Annotated in this window: 18 protein-coding genes; 4 read left to right on the plus strand and 14 right to left on the minus strand. The window is 67.0% G+C overall.

Annotation, left to right across the window (positions count from 1 at the left end):
* Positions 1-121: 121 nt before the first annotated feature.
* Positions 122-856 carry a helix-turn-helix transcriptional regulator gene (locus FB464_RS13055; RefSeq protein WP_116413468.1) on the plus strand — a complete coding sequence of 245 codons (735 nt, stop codon included), beginning with the start codon at positions 122-124 and terminating at the stop codon, positions 854-856.
* A gap of 26 nt (positions 857-882) precedes the next feature.
* Here the strand turns inward: FB464_RS13055 and FB464_RS13060 are convergent, their stop codons facing one another.
* From FB464_RS13060 to FB464_RS13090, 7 genes are all read right to left on the minus strand, one after another.
* A complete protein-coding gene (locus tag FB464_RS13060; protein ID WP_116413467.1) occupies positions 883-1152 on the minus strand; it encodes a hypothetical protein in 270 nt (89 codons plus the stop codon).
* A gap of 84 nt (positions 1153-1236) precedes the next feature.
* The gene (locus FB464_RS13065; RefSeq protein WP_142206700.1) at positions 1237-1530 is read right to left on the minus strand and encodes a hypothetical protein; all 294 of its coding nucleotides are present in this window, start codon (positions 1528-1530) and stop codon (positions 1237-1239) included.
* A gap of 93 nt (positions 1531-1623) precedes the next feature.
* Positions 1624-2700 carry a c-type cytochrome biogenesis protein CcsB gene (gene ccsB, locus FB464_RS13070; RefSeq protein WP_425472418.1) on the minus strand — a complete coding sequence of 359 codons (1077 nt, stop codon included), beginning with the start codon at positions 2698-2700 and terminating at the stop codon, positions 1624-1626.
* A gap of 9 nt (positions 2701-2709) precedes the next feature.
* Complete coding sequence (gene resB, locus FB464_RS13075) at positions 2710-4389, minus strand: cytochrome c biogenesis protein ResB (protein WP_425472419.1); 1680 nt, start codon at positions 4387-4389, stop codon at positions 2710-2712.
* A complete protein-coding gene (locus FB464_RS13080; protein WP_484422036.1) occupies positions 4373-5116 on the minus strand; it encodes a cytochrome c biogenesis CcdA family protein in 744 nt (247 codons plus the stop codon). Before FB464_RS13080 ends, resB begins: the two co-directional genes overlap by 17 nt.
* Positions 5117-5119: 3 nt before the next feature.
* A complete protein-coding gene (locus tag FB464_RS13085) occupies positions 5120-5728 on the minus strand; it encodes a TlpA family protein disulfide reductase (protein WP_116413465.1) in 609 nt (202 codons plus the stop codon).
* Positions 5729-5731: 3 nt separating this feature from the next.
* The gene (locus tag FB464_RS13090; RefSeq protein ID WP_116413464.1) at positions 5732-6376 is read right to left on the minus strand and encodes a histidine phosphatase family protein; all 645 of its coding nucleotides are present in this window, start codon (positions 6374-6376) and stop codon (positions 5732-5734) included.
* A gap of 151 nt (positions 6377-6527) precedes the next feature.
* Between FB464_RS13090 and FB464_RS20455 the strand changes: the two genes are divergently transcribed.
* Both FB464_RS20455 and aspS read left to right on the plus strand, forming a co-directional pair.
* Entirely contained in the window at positions 6528-6659 is a 132-nt protein-coding gene (locus tag FB464_RS20455; RefSeq protein WP_281279775.1) for a hypothetical protein, read from the plus strand.
* A gap of 90 nt (positions 6660-6749) precedes the next feature.
* Positions 6750-8078, plus strand: coding sequence for an aspartate--tRNA(Asn) ligase (gene aspS, locus FB464_RS13095; RefSeq protein ID WP_116413463.1), 1329 nt, complete (start codon positions 6750-6752; stop codon positions 8076-8078).
* Positions 8079-8149: 71 nt separating this feature from the next.
* On the opposite strand, the gene FB464_RS13100 is transcribed toward aspS, so the two are convergent.
* The 3 genes from FB464_RS13100 to FB464_RS13110 form a co-directional block, all read right to left on the minus strand.
* Positions 8150-8839, minus strand: coding sequence for a UPF0758 domain-containing protein (locus tag FB464_RS13100; protein ID WP_116413462.1), 690 nt, complete (start codon positions 8837-8839; stop codon positions 8150-8152).
* Between the two features lie 123 nt (positions 8840-8962).
* A complete protein-coding gene (locus FB464_RS13105; RefSeq protein WP_116413461.1) occupies positions 8963-9262 on the minus strand; it encodes a Dabb family protein in 300 nt (99 codons plus the stop codon).
* Positions 9259-9528 (minus strand): glutaredoxin family protein, encoded by a 270-nt coding sequence (locus FB464_RS13110; protein WP_116413460.1) that lies wholly within the window; start codon positions 9526-9528, stop codon positions 9259-9261. The genes FB464_RS13105 and FB464_RS13110 overlap by 4 nt, the downstream gene beginning before the upstream one ends.
* Positions 9529-9579: 51 nt before the next feature.
* Here FB464_RS13110 and FB464_RS13115 point away from each other — a divergent pair, with 51 nt between their 5' ends.
* Positions 9580-10353, plus strand: a complete 774-nt coding sequence (locus tag FB464_RS13115; RefSeq protein WP_116413459.1) for an HAD family hydrolase — start codon at positions 9580-9582, stop codon at positions 10351-10353.
* 38 nt (positions 10354-10391) lie between these two features.
* Here FB464_RS13115 and FB464_RS13120 read toward each other — a convergent pair whose 3' ends face one another.
* The 4 genes from FB464_RS13120 to FB464_RS13135 all read right to left on the minus strand — a co-directional run bounded on the left by FB464_RS13120 (position 10392) and on the right by FB464_RS13135 (position 15143).
* Positions 10392-10490 carry a 30S ribosomal protein bS22 gene (locus tag FB464_RS13120; protein ID WP_003792170.1) on the minus strand — a complete coding sequence of 33 codons (99 nt, stop codon included), beginning with the start codon at positions 10488-10490 and terminating at the stop codon, positions 10392-10394.
* Between the two features lie 96 nt (positions 10491-10586).
* Positions 10587-10802 (minus strand): helix-turn-helix domain-containing protein, encoded by a 216-nt coding sequence (locus FB464_RS13125; protein ID WP_116413458.1) that lies wholly within the window; start codon positions 10800-10802, stop codon positions 10587-10589.
* Between the two features lie 186 nt (positions 10803-10988).
* Positions 10989-14447 carry a S8 family peptidase gene (locus tag FB464_RS13130; RefSeq protein WP_246093057.1) on the minus strand — a complete coding sequence of 1153 codons (3459 nt, stop codon included), beginning with the start codon at positions 14445-14447 and terminating at the stop codon, positions 10989-10991.
* A 198-nt stretch (positions 14448-14645) separates the two neighbouring features.
* The gene (locus tag FB464_RS13135) at positions 14646-15143 is read right to left on the minus strand and encodes an ArsR/SmtB family transcription factor (protein ID WP_116413457.1); all 498 of its coding nucleotides are present in this window, start codon (positions 15141-15143) and stop codon (positions 14646-14648) included.
* Positions 15144-15160: the final 17 nt, after the last annotated feature.

A 15160-nucleotide genomic window follows, 5' to 3' on the forward strand; every position in this document is an offset into this window, starting at 1 on the left:
TGTGGCGCCTCCGGCCTTACATTAGTCGACTTTTTGCACGATAATAGTTAATTATTATGCTGACGAAGACTTTTTACCAGAACGAAACAAAGTGCCTTCCGGCATCGGGCAGGATGTCTCCATGACCGCTTCCGCCCACGACGAGCCGGAGCGCCGCATCAGGTCCGAATTCGAGCCGTACCTCGCCCTCCTGCCGTTCCTCGCCTCCCTGCTGGGTTCCCGCACCGAGATCGTCCTGCACGACATCAGCGACCTCTCACGGTCGATCATCGCGGTGGAGAACGGGGAGATGAGCGGCCGGAGCGTCGGTGGCCCGGCCACCGACCTGGTGCTGAAGATCCTGCAGAACCAGGACTACCTCGAGCGCGACTTCCTCACCAACTACCTGGCGCAGTCGCAGACCGGCGGGTACTTCCGCTCCTCGACGTTCTTCGTTCGCGACGATGCGGGTCAAGTGATCGGGATGCTCTGCCTCAACGTCGACGACGGGCCCCTCCACGAGGCGCGCCAGTTGCTCGAGTCGATCACCCGGACAACAGGGCTGCTGAAGTCGTCGGGCACCGCGCCCGAGAACCCTCCGATGCCGTCGCCGCCCGCGGAGCTGGGCACCGAAGTGGCGGAGCGCCTCAGCCTCAGCGTCGACGAACTCACCCGCGACAACGTCGCACGCACGGTCGCCCGGCTGGGCGTCGACGGCTCACGGATGACTCCCGACGAGAAGGTGCAGGCGGTTCGCGAGCTCGACTCGGCCGGCATCTTCCTCATGAAGGGCGCCGTCTCGTACGCCGCCGTGGAACTCCACGTGTCGGAGCCGACGGTCTACCGGTACCTCAAACTGGCCCGCGGCCAGCGCTGAGCGCTGAGCGCCCCGCCAGCCCCTGATCACCGGTCGGCCACCCGGTCGAGTCTCCTCGCGGCCTGAAGGTACGCACCCAAGTTCCGCCGTTCGCCCACTGCGACAGCCTCAACAGCAACTGCCTCAATTTCATTCGGAGTGAACCGGTAGACGAGCCGATAGCGCGGCTTCTGGCTGCCATCCGGATCGAAGTACAGCTTGTAGCAGTCGCTCAGATCGCCCGTTTGGGAGTGCTGTCCCAGCGGCACACCCGTGACGCGGCCGTCGCGAACAAACACAAGCATGTCGAGAGCCATCTTGCGTGTTCGAAGATCCGGGAGAGCATGAACATCGTCGGCAAATCCCGGCAAGCCTCGTCAGGGCGAGCCTCCGTTCAGCCACTACCGGTAATCGGCAGCGTCAAGACCGAGCTGATCCGCAAGGTCACTCAGCGGCACGGAGGGACCAGCAGAGGATCGCTTGCGCAGCACATCGGCGATCTCGAGCTGTTCGATCGCCGGCAGGAGCGCGGTGTACAACGCGAACGGGATGACGACGGCCTCGGCCTTACGGTGGGAGCCGAAGACCAATGGCTCCGAGGCGGAGCCTTCAGCGCGGAATCGTTTCAGCGCCTTGGGCAACTCGGTCCGCGCTTCCCGACTCGGAAGAATGGGGGAGGAAGCTGCAAGTGACATGATGACACCTTATCAACAATCGAAAATGTGTACACCTTTTGCGCCACAATTGTGGCCTCTCTCGGCGGTTTTCGGCTGGCGACGGCGGGCGGCCTACAGGCCGGAGTAGGAGTGCAGGCCGTGGAAGAAGACGTTGACGATGCCGAAGTTGAAGAGCACTGCGGCGAAGCCGATGATCGCCAGCACCGCTGAGCGGGAGCCCCGCCATCCGCGGGTCGCGCGAGCGTGGATGTAGCCGGCGTAGATGACCCAGATGATGAAGGTCCAGACCTCTTTGGTGTCCCAGCCCCAGTAGCGGCCCCAGGCGCGTTCCGCCCAGACCGCACCGGCGATGAGGGTGAAGGTCCAGAAGACGAAGCCGACGATGTTGACGCGGTAGGCGAGGTTCTCGAGCCGGGTCGAGTCGGGCAGCGAGGCCATGAACTTGAGCCGCCAGAACTTCGCGCCGGCCACGATCGACTCGCGGCGGTACTGCACGAGCTGGATGGCCGAGAGGGCGAACCCGAGGGCGAAGAAGGCGGTGCCGAGGCTCGCGACGAACACGTGGATGACCAGCCAGGCCGACTGCAGCGCCGGCGGCAGCGGGGAGACGCCGACGTAGTAGTTCACCGTCGAGATGCCGAGCAGGATGAGGACCAGGCCCGTGATGAACGTGCCGAGGAACCGGAGGTCGACCCGGGTGATGACGATCAGGAAGACGCCGACGATGAGCACCGTGCCGGTCATCGAGAATTCGTACATGTTGGCCCACGGCACCCGTGCGGCCGCGATGCCGCGGAGCACGTCGGCTGTGGCCTCGAGCAGGAAACCGATGAGCGTGAACGCCACACCGAGTCGCAGGCTGAGCGACCGCTTGGTGGTGCTCCCGCCGTCGCTGCTGCCGCCTGAAACCGAATTGCCGCCACGCGAGAAGAAACCCGCACGCGCCGGCGTCGTCGCTACGGAGGCGGACTCCGCCGCTTCAGCCCCGGCACCGGCAGCCCCGGCGCCGACCTTTTCGAGCACGCGCTCGTTCACAGTCACCGAACCGTCGACACCGACAGCATTGCCGGCCCCGACCTGCGCGGAACGGCGGGCCAGGTCGAGCGCGAAGGCGATGAAGGCGAACGCGTACACCGCCATGGCGGCGTAGAGGAAGAAGACGGAATACTCGTCGATGGTTTGCGTCACGGTGACAGCCTAAGCGTTAGTTTCCGGCGGCACAGGGCCACCGATCATTTTGGTGTGCCGGTCGGCAATTTCGGCCACCGCGGGCACGAGTCGCGGGTCCTCGCCCCGGGCGAGCCCGGCGTATTCGAGGCTGACGGAACCGTCGGCCCGCTCGGTCGCCTTGACCCACACACGGCGCCTGGGGATGAAGAGCGAGACCAGGAGTCCGAGCAGGGCGAGCGTGGCGAAGAGCAGCACGAATCCCTGGGTCGGGTCGTGGTGGATGTCGAGGGAGGCGAAGCGGGAGACCTTGTCGAAACTGACTGTTCCGAGGCCGTTCGGCAGTTCCGTACTGTCGCCGGGCTTCAGTTCGATCGACTTCACGCCCGTCGACCCACCGGTCAGCTGGCTGAGCGTGTCCGTGTCGAGTGAGTAGACCGACGTGGGCGTTCCCCCGTTCAGTCCGAGGTCGCCCTGGTAGACGTTCAGCGTCAGCACGGGGTAGTCGTCGTCGGGATACGTCGAGTAGTAGGCACCCGTGGTGGAGACCGCCTGCGTCGGGTAGAAGAACCCGATCATGCCGAGTTGTTCGGCAAGACCATCCGGAACCTTCACCACACCGACGCTGGTGAGGCTCGCGTCCTGCGGCAGGAACGGCACGGAGTCGGTGAAGACGACGGTTCCGCTCGGGTCTTTGACCGTGATCGTCGGTGCGTAGCCGTTGCCGAGCAGGTACACATCCGTGCCGCCGATGCGGAGCGGAGAGTTCACCTTGATGTCCGACTGCTGGGGCTCACCGCCCTGCTCCTGGGTCGTGACCCGTGCGTTGTAGTCGAGCGGCTGGCCGAAGGCGCCGTCGGCCTTCGTCTCGTAGGTCGCGCTGAACTGGTCGAGCTTCATCGTGTACGGGGTGAGAGAACTCTCAGTGAAGAATCGTCCGGGGTTGAACGAGTCGAACGCGCTGAGCGTGTTCACGAAGGTCTGGCCGTTCTCGACGAGCACCCGCTGGCCGCTGAAGCCGAAGCCGCCACCGACACCGACGGTGATGAGGATGCCCACCAGCGCGGCATGGAAGACGAGGTTGCCCGTCTCCCGCGCGTAGCCGCGCTCGGCCGACACCGAGGTGACCTCGCCGCCGTTCCGGCTGGGGGCGCTGAAGACGACGGTGCGGTAGCCGGACTTCCGGAGCATCGCCCGCGCGCTCTCGATGGCCGCCGCACCGTTGGTTCCGGGGGCTGCATCGCGCTGCTGGAACCCGGCCAGCCGTGACAGGCGGGCGGGCGTCCGCGGCGGTTTCGCCCTCAGCGCGTCGAAGTGGTGCTTCGCGCGCGGGATGACACAGCCGACAAGGGAGATGAACAGCAGCAGGTAGATACTCGAGAACCAGACCGACGTGTAGACGTCGAAGGCCTGCACCTTGTCGAGAACGGGTGCCCAGTCGGGGTTGTCGACGAAGTACTGGGTGACGCCGTTGGGGTCGGCGGCCCGCTGCGGAACCAGCGAACCCGGCACGGCCGCCAGCGCGAGCAGCAGCAGGAGGAACAGCGCGGTGCGCATGCTGGTGAGCTGTCGCCAGAACCAGCGGAGCCAGCCCACGACCCCGAGCCGGGGCTGGGCGATGTCGCCGCCGTCGCCGCCGTCGGTGCCGCCTGCGGCGCGGGTCGCGAGCGCGGGATCGGGTGAGTCGAAGTGATCAGATGGCCGGGACAAAACCTGTGATCACCGCCTGGAGCTGGTAGGTCCAGGCGGTCCAGAGACCGCTGACCATGAGAATGCCGATGACCACGAGGCCCGCTCCCCCAAGAATGTTGATGATGCGGATGTGCCGCTTGAGGAACCGGATCGTGTGCGTGACCCAGTTGAGCCCGAGCGCGACGAGCAGGAAGGGAACACCGAGCCCGAAACAGTAGAAGAGGCCGAGGAGGGCGCCGTTCCAGGCCGATCCGCCGGTGAGACTCAGTGCCTGGATCGCGCCGAGCGTCGGGCCGATGCACGGCGTCCAGCCCAGACCGAAGACGATACCGAGGATCGGGGCACCGGCCAGGCCGGTCGCCGGGCGCCAGGAGGTCTTGAACGTGCGTTGGAAGAAGCCGAACTGCCCGATGAACACGAGCCCGAGCAGGATTACCACCACCCCGAGCACTCGCGTGATGACCTCGCCCCACACCAGCAGCCACACCCCGAGCGCGCCGAACAGTGCGGATGCCGCAACGAACACGAGCGAGAAGCCGAGCACGAACAGGCTGATGCCGAGCAGCACCCGGCGGCGGTTGCTGCGGGCGCTCGGGTCGCTCAGCCCGCCCACGTAGGCGAGGTAGCCCGGCACGAGAGGGAGCACGCACGGTGACGCGAACGAGACGAGGCCGGCGAGCATCGCGATCGGGATCGCCACGATCAGCTGGCCGTTCAGAACGGCGTCGGCGAACGGATTGACCACGCCTCAGCTCGTCTCGGCGACGGCGCTGCTGATGAGCGTGTCGAGGATGCTCGGTGCCGTGGCCTGGCCGAGGATGCGTGCGGCCACCCGCCCCTGCTTGTCGATGACGAGCGTGGTCGGCACAGCGTTCGGTGCCACGACCCCGCTCATCGCGAGCTGAACCGCACCGTTCGTGTCGATCACCGACGGATAGGTCACCCCGAATGAGGTACCGAACGCGACCGCTGTCGCGGCCTGGTCGCGCACATTGACACCGAGGAACGTGGCCCCGTTGCCCGCGTACTTCACGTTGAGGGTCTCCAGTGCAGGCGCCTCCGCGCGGCACGGGGCGCAGCCGGCGTACCAGAAGTTCAGAACGAGCACCTGGCCGAGGTACTGCGAGGCCTCGACCGTCTCCCCGGTTTCGGTGGTGCCGGTGAACGAGACCGGTTCGGCGCGATCGGCCGCGGGGATCTCGGTGACGGTGCCGTCTCCGGCGATGTACTGCTTGCTGTCGCCGCTCCGGTACTGGGCGGCGAGCGGGTCGCTCGAGCATCCGGCCAGGAGGCCGAGCGCGAGGACGGCGGCTGCCGCTGAGAGCGCGGTGCGACGGCGGGTCGAAGTGCGGTTCACGGATCAGACCGCCCCGTCGTCGACAGCCGCGGACAGAAGGGACCGGGCCGGATCCTCGTAGCCGACCTCGACGAACCGGGCGCCCCGGCGTTCGAAGGAGGTGATGCTCGACAGGTTGCAGCGGCGCCTGCGGGGGTCGTGCCAGAGTCGCTGGCCCGTGATCTCGAGGTGCGTGGACCAGATCGGCAGTTGGTGACTGACCATCACGACATCACCGCCGTCGACAGAGTCGTAGGCGTCGTTCATGGCCGCGATCATCCGTGCCGTGATGCTCGTGTACGCCTCACCCCAGCTGGGACGGAACGGGTTCCGCACCCACGGCCAGTTCTTCGGGTTGCGGAGAGCCCTGTTGCGCGTGGCCGGGCTCATCCCCTCGAAGACGTTGGTCGGTTCGATGATGCGGGGTTCGGTCTGGATGGCGAGTCCGAAGGCCCGCTCGAGGGGTGCGGCCGACTCCTGGGCGCGCTGGAGCGGCGAGGCGAACAGGGCTGACACGGGTCGACCGCGCTCAACGAGTTCGTCGGCAGCGGACTGCGCGATCTCGCGGCCGAGCTCGGAGAGACCGAATCCGGGCAGGCGTCCGTAGAGCACGTGCTCGGGATTGAAGACCTCGCCGTGACGCACGAGATGAAGTTGGCTTGCTACCACGCCCACAAGTCTACGGAGCGTAGAAGTTGCAAAGCTGCCCACCACCTGAAAGCTGCTCCCAAGCTGTAGCAGAGCTTCACGAAAAGGGAAGATGAATGCAATTGTGCTCAACAGTTGTAGAGGGCACCATTGAGTACAGAAAGGTTCACTCATGGCACTCATCATCGTTCTCTCCGTCTTCGCTCTCCTCGCTCTCGTCGGCATCGTCGCGGCCATCATCCAGACCGCCACCGACGGCTACGGGCCCATCGCAACGCGCGGCTACTTCCGCCGCCTCCCCTGAGCCGACTCCCCCGAGCCGCCTCCCCCGAGCCAGCTGCCCGGGGGGCCGCACCCCCGGCACCCCGTGGCCCACGGCATAGGATGAGTCCCCGTGACTGAACGCGTTCTCATCAAAGACCTGTCCGCCCTCGCCGACCAGACCGTCACGGTCTCCGGCTGGGTCGAGACCGTCCGTGACCAGAAGAAGGTGCAGTTCGTCGTTCTGCGCGACGAGTCGGGCGCCGTTCAGCTGGTGAATCCGCGAAACACGGACGCCGACGGCATCGTGATCCCGGACGAACCGGCCGTAACGATCTCGGCCCTCACCCAGGGCTCGTTCGTGACGGCGACCGGCTCGCTGAAACATGACGAGCGCGTCAAGCTCGGCGGCCTCGAGATCAAGCTGGATTCCCTCTCCGTAGCGTCGCTGGCCGACCCCGCCACGCCGATCGCCCCAGACAGCGGGATCGACAAGCGGATGGACTGGCGTTTCCTCGACCTCCGTGTTCCCCGGAACGCTCTCATCTTCCGCGTCCAGACGACCCTCGAGCACGCCTTCCGCACGTACTGGATCGATCGCGGCTATGTGGAGATCCACACGCCGAAGCTCATGGCGAGCCCCTCGGAGTCGAACGCCGAGCTGTTCAAGCTCGACTACTTCGACACGACCGCCTACCTGGCCCAGAGCCCGCAGTTCTTCAAGCAGATGGCACAGTCGGCCGGCTTCGGCAAGATCTTCGACATCGGCCCGGTCTTCCGCGCCGACCCCTCGTTCACCTCCCGGCATGCCACCGAGTACACCGGCGTCGACGCGGAGGTCAGCTGGATCGACAGCCACGAAGACGTCATGGTCATGCAGGAGGAGCTGCTCGTGGCCGGCTTCACCGCCGTCGCCCAGAAGCACGGCGCGGAGATCTCGGAGCTCTTCGGCATCGACATCGTCGTGCCGAGCATCCCGTTCCCCCGCATCCCCCTGCACGAGGCGAAGCAGATCGTGGCCGCCCGCGGGCATGTCATCGACCGGGCCGACGACGACCTCGACCCGGAGGGTGAGCGCCAGATCGCCGCGCACGTCGAGGAGACGTTCGGGCACCAGTTCGTCTTCCTGACGGAGTACCCGACGAGCATCCGGCCGTTCTACCACATGCGGAGCGACGAGAACCCGGCGCTCACGAAGAGCTACGACCTCATCTTCCGCGGCACGGAGATCACCACCGGCGCGCAGCGCGAGCACCGCGTCGAGATTCTCGAAGCACAGGCTGTGGAGAAGGGCCTCGACCCCCGCGAGCTCGACTACTACCTCGACTTCTTCCGCCACGGGGTTCCCCCGCACGGCGGCTTCGGGATGGGCCTCGCCCGCGTGCTGATGTTGATGCTCGACCAGGGCAACCTGCGCGAGGTCACCTACCTGTTCCGCGGCCCGACCCGTCTCACTCCGTAACTCGACGCGGCCACGGCCACGGCCACGGCCACCTGCCCGTCCCGCAGAGCGCGCCAGCAGCCCGTGCGCGCTCATTCGAGCGGCGCCCACCGTGCGCCCGTGACCACGACCGTCGAGAGGTAGCGGAGGCCGACGGTCGCTGACGCCAGTTTCAGAACGTCACGGATGGCGCGAAGGTCGGCGAGGCCCTCCGGATGGTCGTCACACACCAGCGCCAGCGCGAACGCCGCGCCCCCGCGGTACAGCACCTCGTGCAACGCCGATGCGACGAGCGAGTGTGCGCGTGGCTCGCCCGAGAGCCCGCCCGCGAGCGGCACCACGACCCGCAGCCGCAGCTCGCTGTCTGCCACCACGATGAGCATCACGGAGTCTGTTCCGTCACCGCCCGCCGGGTTCGCTGCCACGTGGGCTCGCGCAGCATCGGCGACGTGGCGGGGGCTCTGCAGCACCGCGCCCGGCGGCGGATCGTTGGCGCGGCGCCAGAGTTCCGCCACCGCGACGATACGCCCCGCGGTCGCCACGCCGACGCCCTTCAGGGAGCGCAACTCTCCGACGGTCATCGTCATGAGCTCGGTGACGCCGCCGGTCTGCCGGAGGAGCGACCCCGCACTGTCGAGCACGTTGACCCCGGGCATCCCGGAGCCGAGGACAAGAGCCACCAGTTCGGAATCGCTGAGACCGCCGGGACCGAGCCGGGCGAGTCTCTCGCGCGGCCTGTCTTCTGGTGCGACGCTCCACAGCGATTCACGGGTCGATGTCATGCGGCAACGGTAGAGCCGTCACGCCACGCCGATTACCGTCAGACGTGATCTGTGGATGGATGCCAGCCCTTACCTGCCTGTGGGCGAGAGGAGCAGGCAGGCGCGACCCAGACCCCGGACGGCTCAGACCTCGAAATCGATCGCAGCGCGCCCCGCGAAGAACGGTTTGATCGACGACGAGACCCGCACGTGATCGGGGTGCACTTGGTAGCGGGCGAGCGCCGCCTGGTCCGCATAGTCGGAGATCAGCGCGACATGGGCGTTGCCCGGCGTCTTTTCCACATCCACCACCACCTCGAGCGAGATGATCTCGGGGATCACGCCGACGAGCGACCGCAGCTGCGACGAGATGAAGGCCGCCTGCTCGGCGCGCTTCTCCGGCGACGGCTCGGCGAGCGTGAAGGTGACGATGTGACGGATCATGATGCTCCCAGGAGGGCTGAGGTGAGGCGCGCCGGGTCGACGCGCCAGAAGGTGTGCATTCGGCCGTCGATCAGCACGACCGGAATGTCTTCGACGTGTTCGTCGTAGAGCGCCTGGTCGTCGAAGATCGACACCTCGCGCACGTCGACGCCGACCGGCGGCGTACGACGGGCCAGCTCGGCGACCACCGTCTCGACCACGCCGCGCGCGTCATCGCACAGGTGACAGCCCGGCTTGGAGACGAGGGTGATTTCGATGCGCGCCACGATTTCACTCTAGTGCGGCAGCCTGTGACAGTGGCTCGCTAGCATGGCGCCATGCCCTCCCCCGAAAGGCTCCCCGCCCTCGAACGGCTCCCCGCCCCGGACGGACGCCCCGCCATCGCATTCTTCGACATCGACAACACCCTCGTTCGCGGCGCCACCGTCTACTTCGTGGGTTTCGGCGCCTGGCGCCTTCGCCTGCTGACCGTCAGGGATGTCGCGGTCTTCGCCTGGCAGCAGGCGCGCTTCATCGCGGTCGGCGAGAACATGCGCCACACCGAGAGCATCAAGACGCGCACCCTGCAGATGCTCGGCGGACACACAGAGGACGAGCTGCGCCGGCTCGGCGAAGACGTCTACGACCGCCAGATCGCGGCCCGGCTCCGGCCGGAGGTGGTGGCGAGGGCGCGTGAGCACCTCGCCCGCGGCGACGAGGTCTGGTTGGTGTCGGCGACCGGCGAGATCGTCGCCCAGGTCATCGCTCGGCGGCTCGGCCTGACGGGAGCGCTCGGCACGCGCTTCGAGGCCGACGCCGGGGTCTTCACCGGACGGCTCGACGGCAAGATGCTGCACGGTCAGGCGAAAGCAGACGCAGCCCATGAGCTCGCACGACGGAACGACGCCGACCTCGGAGACTGCTGGGCCTACTCCGACTCCGCGAACGACCTGCCACTGCTGGGGCTGGTCGGGCATCCGGTGACCGTCAACCCTGACGACACCCTCCGCTCCGCGGCAGCCGAGCGCGGATGGCCCACGATGATGCTCCGCAGAACACTCCGCAGAAGACTCCGCGGGCAACACAAAAAGCGCCAGACCGAACCTGCCTGACGGCGGACGGTGCTGACGCTGATTGGCTGAAGAAGGATCTACTTCTTGTTGCGTCGCTGGTGGCGCGTCTTACGAAGCAGCTTGCGGTGCTTCTTCTTCGCCATGCGCTTACGACGCTTCTTAATTACGGAACCCACATGTACCTCACAAGATTGGGGAGTGGTCACGCCGTCAGGAACTGTGCTGCCTGGCGCAACCGAGAAGGAAAAATTGCCTCGCAGCAGTCTAGCGCACTAGCGCGCCTGCTGGTTTTCCGCAGGCGGCGACGAAGCCGGTCGCGCGAGAACCTCTGCCACCGCGGTCTCGGGCACCCGGAACGAGCGTCCGAACCGGATGGCCGGCAGTTCGCCCGAGTGCACCATCCGGTACACCGTCATCTTCGACACCCGCATCATGTCGGCCACCTCGGCGACCGTCAGGAAACGCACGTCAGCCAGATCGTTCGGCATGCGTACGCCTCTCTCGCGATAGGGGTGGAAAACAGGTGGATGTTACCTGAGTGAACTCTAGGGGCTGGTGTGAACGGCTGTCCACCGCAGAAGGCCTCAGCGTTATGGGGAGACCTCAGCACAATGCCGAGGGGCCGGGCCCCGCACCTTCCGGTGCGAAACCCGACCCCGAGCGTTCAGCGACGGTTACTCGTCGCTGCTGTTCGCCTGGCCGACGCGGCGCTGGTGGCGCACGACGAGGGCTGCGATGCCGGCGAGCAGCAGGATGCCCGCCAGACCGATCGGCACGATGGTGCTGAGACCCGTGCTGGCCAGGCCACCACTTCCGTCACCCGATCCGTCACCCGGAACCGGGGTCGCGGTGGGCGTTCCCGGGTCACCGGTCGGAACCGGTCCCGCCGTGGCGGTCGGCGTCGGAGTGCTCGTCGCCGTCGGGGTGGGGGTCGGCGTCGGAGTGGGCTCCGGCGCGGCCTCCGTGGTCACACCGACGAACGTCGAGACGCCCGAGTCACCGTAGGCGACGACACCGAGGTACTTCGAGGAGTAGTCGAGACCCGACCACGAAGCGGTGTACGAGACCGGCGTGCCCTGCGTTCCGGCAACGGTCGCCGGCGCCGTGAAGGCTCCGTCTCCGCTGTCCGGGGTGACGTAGAACGCGTTGAGGTCCATCGCGCCGTTCGCCTGTCCGTCGGGCAGGGCGAAGACGTCGGCGCGGATGTTGTACTTGCCCGCCTCGGGAGCCGCGACGTCGATCCGCTCGTTCGCAGCGCCGGTCGCCGACGAGTACGTCGCGATGACGTTCCCGTCTGCGTCGAGCTGGTCGAGGAACAGATCGAGGTCGGCGCCCTCTTCTGCCGTCGTGATCGACGTCAGGTCGAAGCGCGCCTCGCTGAGGCCAGCGGGGATGGTGAGCGCGAACTCTGCGGTCTCCTTCAACGGGGTGACCGCCGAGTGACCGTCGAGCGGGATCTTCGGGTCCTGGTTGTCGGCGACCAGCAGGTCGGCCTTGGCAAGACCTTCGACCACGAGCGGGATGTCACCGTCGGAGCCGGGCGTCACCGTGACGTCGACCGAGCCGGTGGTTCCGGTTCCGTCGACCTCGTAGGGCGCGGCGATCGGCACGGGCTGCAGCGCAATGGGGCTGCGCACCGTCTGGTCACCGTTCGCCCAGGTGAGGTACCCGGTCGTGTACTCGTTCAGCGGAGCATCCGTTCGCGTGAATGTCACCGTGTAGCTCTTCGACTCGCCAGCGGCGGAGAAGTCGAGCGTCGACGGGGTCACGACGGTGTCGATACCGGGAACGTCGACGGGCTGGGCGGTGAAGGTCCCCGCCTCGGTCGACGTCACCGTGCGGGTGACCGTCTGCGTTCCGGTGAGCGAGCCGATCGCGATGGACGCCAGGTTCAGGTCGCTCGCATCGATCGGCTTCGGGGTGCGACCGACGTCGTAGCCGATGCCCTCGAGGTAGGAGTACCAGTCGTCGACACCGTTCAGGTAGAGCAGTCCCGGGTCGAAGTACTTGGTGGGGGTGACCTCACCGGCGCCCTGGCCGAAGACGTCTTCAACAGCGGCGCCGTCGGACGACACGGTGTTGGTTGCGGTGGTCATCATCGCGGACTTGATCTCCGAGACCGAGGCCTTCGGGTGCACGCCCAGGTAGAGCGCTGCGAGACCGGCGATGTGCGGAGCCGCCATCGAGGTTCCGGAGAGGAACTCCCAGGTCGGGTCTGCACCTTCGGCGTTCGCTGCTGCGGCGAGGATCGCCACACCCGGGGCCGTGATGTCCGGCTTCAGGATGTCGCTGCCGTCGGCGAGCACCGGCCCGTGGCTGGAGAATCCGGCGAGAACGGGGACGGCGGGCGAAGCTCCTGCGGTGTTGCCCTTGGTGAACGTGACCGTCGCACCGGACTTCGCGGAGTACGCGTAGGTCGCATCCCACGCCGGAGCGTCGAGGTGCACGGTGGGCACGGAGTGCTCGTCGAGGTCGATCGAGGAGCCGGTCTTGTTCACCAGCAGCATGCCGATGCCGCCGCCGCGCTTGACCTCGGCCGACTTCGCCGTGCGGTCGTAGACACCGCGCTGGCAGAAGACGATCTTGCCGGCGATCTTCGACGGGTCGAGCGAGTTCGGGGCGCAGAGCAGGGCGTCGGCGACGCTGGCGCTGGCGTTCTTCACCAGGTCGGCCCGCACGAGGTCGCCCTCGACGGGAGCCTCGTCGCCGGGCTGGACGGTGATCGAGCCACCGGCGAACTTGCTGCCGTCACCGAGGGTGGCGGTCGCTTCGTAGCTGGGGATCGTGGATGCCGCGACCGTGGTGTACCACGGCGAAGCGTTGTCGAGCGTGGAGGCGCCGGGGCCGGAGTTGCCCGCGGAGGCGGCGACGAAGATGCCGGCCGAGGCCGCACCGAGGAACGCCTGGTCGGTCAGCGAGACCGTGGTCTGCGCCGAGCTGCCACCGATGGAGAAGTTCAGCACGTCGACACCGTCGAGCACGGCCTGGTCGATCGCGGCGAGCATGTCGGCGGTCGAGCATCCATCGTCGTCTGTTCCGACCGGGTCGGGGCCCGACCAGCAGACCTTGTAGACCGCGATCTTGGCCGCCGGGGCGACACCGCTGATGTTGCCGAAGCTGTTGCCGGCGATGGTCGCCTCTGTCGCGTTGTTGCCGCCGGCGGTGCTGGCGGTGTGCGAGCCGTGGCCGTCACCGTCGCGCGGGGAGACGTACTCACCGGTCGCCGCGGTGCCGATGTTGCCCTGGCCGAAACCGTCGACGTAGTAGCGCGCACCGACGATCTTGGTCGAGCAGTCGCTGGCGGCGAACTCCTCGCCCGTGACGCAGGCACCGTAGAACGTGCTGCCGTCCGCCTTGTCGAAGCGGATGTCGGTGTCTTCGTGGTTCTTCGTGACCTCGTCGGTCAGGTAAGGCGCATCGCCCGGCGTGGTGCCGAGCGCGTCACCGGCGAACGAGGGGTTCTCGGGAGCGATACCGGTGTCGAGGTCACCGATGACGATGCCCTTGCCCGCGTCGGCAACGCCGCCGTTCTGGGCCCAGACACCGTTCGAGCCGTCGAGACCGAGGTACGTGGTCGACGGTTCGGCAGCGGTGATGTGCTTGATCTCGTCGTGGGTGACCTGGGCGACATCCTTGCTGGAGGTCAGCGCGGAGGCCTGCTCGGCCGTGAGGTTCGCCGAGAAGGCGTTCAGCGCGAGCGTGTACGAGTAGTCGATGCTGACACCCGCAGAGGCCGCGACATCCTTCTGGCGGCCGGCGAGGAAGTCGGTGTAGCTGGTGACGGGCGCCGAGCGGGCGTTCATCTGGTCACCGGCGGAGGGCTTGGTGGCGGTGAAGCCGTCGATGCCTCCTTCATACGTGGCCGCTGACGGGTTCGTCAGCGTGACGATGTAGCGACCCGACGTGAAGTCGGTCGCGGGCTTGGTGGCCCCACCCGGCAGCGGAACGAAGCCGACAGCCTTGTCGGTCTGCACCGAAGTGGCCAGGGAGGCCGCGGTGGGGCTGAATGCCGCGGCGCTGCCGGCGGCACCGGCGACAGCGAGCACGAGGGCGGCCGCCGCAGCGACGACAGCACCCCTCTTCGACAGGGAACGGGAATGGGGCGCTGGAGAACGTCGCCGGGAACTACTCACGTAGGAACCTCAATCTGTATTCGAACAGTGTTTGGGCACAGGCCAGGCCCGCACTCGTTCGACTACCCTAAGCAGTTTTCGACCCCCTAGTGGGGGGAGCTATGTTTCCGTTGTGTTAACGATGTGAGCTGGCACAGAATCCTTGCGCTCACAGCAGTTTCTCAGCGCGTATGCCGCGCAGATGAGAGTTTTCCGCGATTAATCACTACTTCTTGAAATGTTCGGAAATCTCCGGGTGACTTCTTCGAGAATCGAGCGCGCACGGCCCGTGGCCGACGCCACCGAGTGACCGACGCGCTCACCCACGATCGACGCCTGGGACTTCGCGCGGTCGGCGAGCTCGGCGAGATCACCCTCGACATCGAGGCCGTCCTCCTCCTGCACCTCGTCGAAGTCGGCGCTCAGGAAGGGGATGAGCCAGTCCTCGACCTCCTCGAGCGGCGAGGCCTCCAGCGCGTAGAAGCGGTGCTGGCCGACCTCCCGCACGCTGACGAGCCCCGCATCCCGGAGCACTTTGAGGTGTTTGGAGACCGTCGGCTGGCTCAGGTCGAGCTGGGAGACGAGCTCCGAGACGCCGATCTCGCCCAGGGGCTCAGCGCCCTCGTCGTCGTGGTCGGCCCCGACGTATCTCTGCAACAGCAGTGAGAGCACGTGGCGGCGCGTGGGGTCAGCTATTACGGAGAAAATGTCAGCCATGGCTACAGGGTAGCGGC

It is taken from the genome of Subtercola boreus (assembly GCF_006716115.1).
Classification (GTDB): domain Bacteria; phylum Actinomycetota; class Actinomycetes; order Actinomycetales; family Microbacteriaceae; genus Subtercola; species Subtercola boreus.

What these genes read in the sequence shown, in the direction of transcription:
- FB464_RS13105 (WP_116413461.1), bottom strand. Translation starts at nt 9,262, where the DNA reads ATGATCCGTCACATCGTCACCTTCACGCTCGCCGAGCCGTCGCCGGAG.
- FB464_RS20455 (WP_281279775.1), top strand. Translation starts at nt 6,528, where the DNA reads ATGGCACTCATCATCGTTCTCTCCGTCTTCGCTCTCCTCGCTCTCGTC.
- FB464_RS13135 (WP_116413457.1), bottom strand. Translation starts at nt 15,143, where the DNA reads ATGGCTGACATTTTCTCCGTAATAGCTGACCCCACGCGCCGCCACGTG.
- FB464_RS13065 (WP_142206700.1), bottom strand. Translation starts at nt 1,530, where the DNA reads ATGTCACTTGCAGCTTCCTCCCCCATTCTTCCGAGTCGGGAAGCGCGG.
- FB464_RS13060 (WP_116413467.1), bottom strand. Translation starts at nt 1,152, where the DNA reads ATGGCTCTCGACATGCTTGTGTTTGTTCGCGACGGCCGCGTCACGGGT.
- FB464_RS13055 (WP_116413468.1), top strand. Translation starts at nt 122, where the DNA reads ATGACCGCTTCCGCCCACGACGAGCCGGAGCGCCGCATCAGGTCCGAA.
- FB464_RS13115 (WP_116413459.1), top strand. Translation starts at nt 9,580, where the DNA reads ATGCCCTCCCCCGAAAGGCTCCCCGCCCTCGAACGGCTCCCCGCCCCG.
- FB464_RS13125 (WP_116413458.1), bottom strand. Translation starts at nt 10,802, where the DNA reads ATGCCGAACGATCTGGCTGACGTGCGTTTCCTGACGGTCGCCGAGGTG.
- FB464_RS13100 (WP_116413462.1), bottom strand. Translation starts at nt 8,839, where the DNA reads ATGACATCGACCCGTGAATCGCTGTGGAGCGTCGCACCAGAAGACAGG.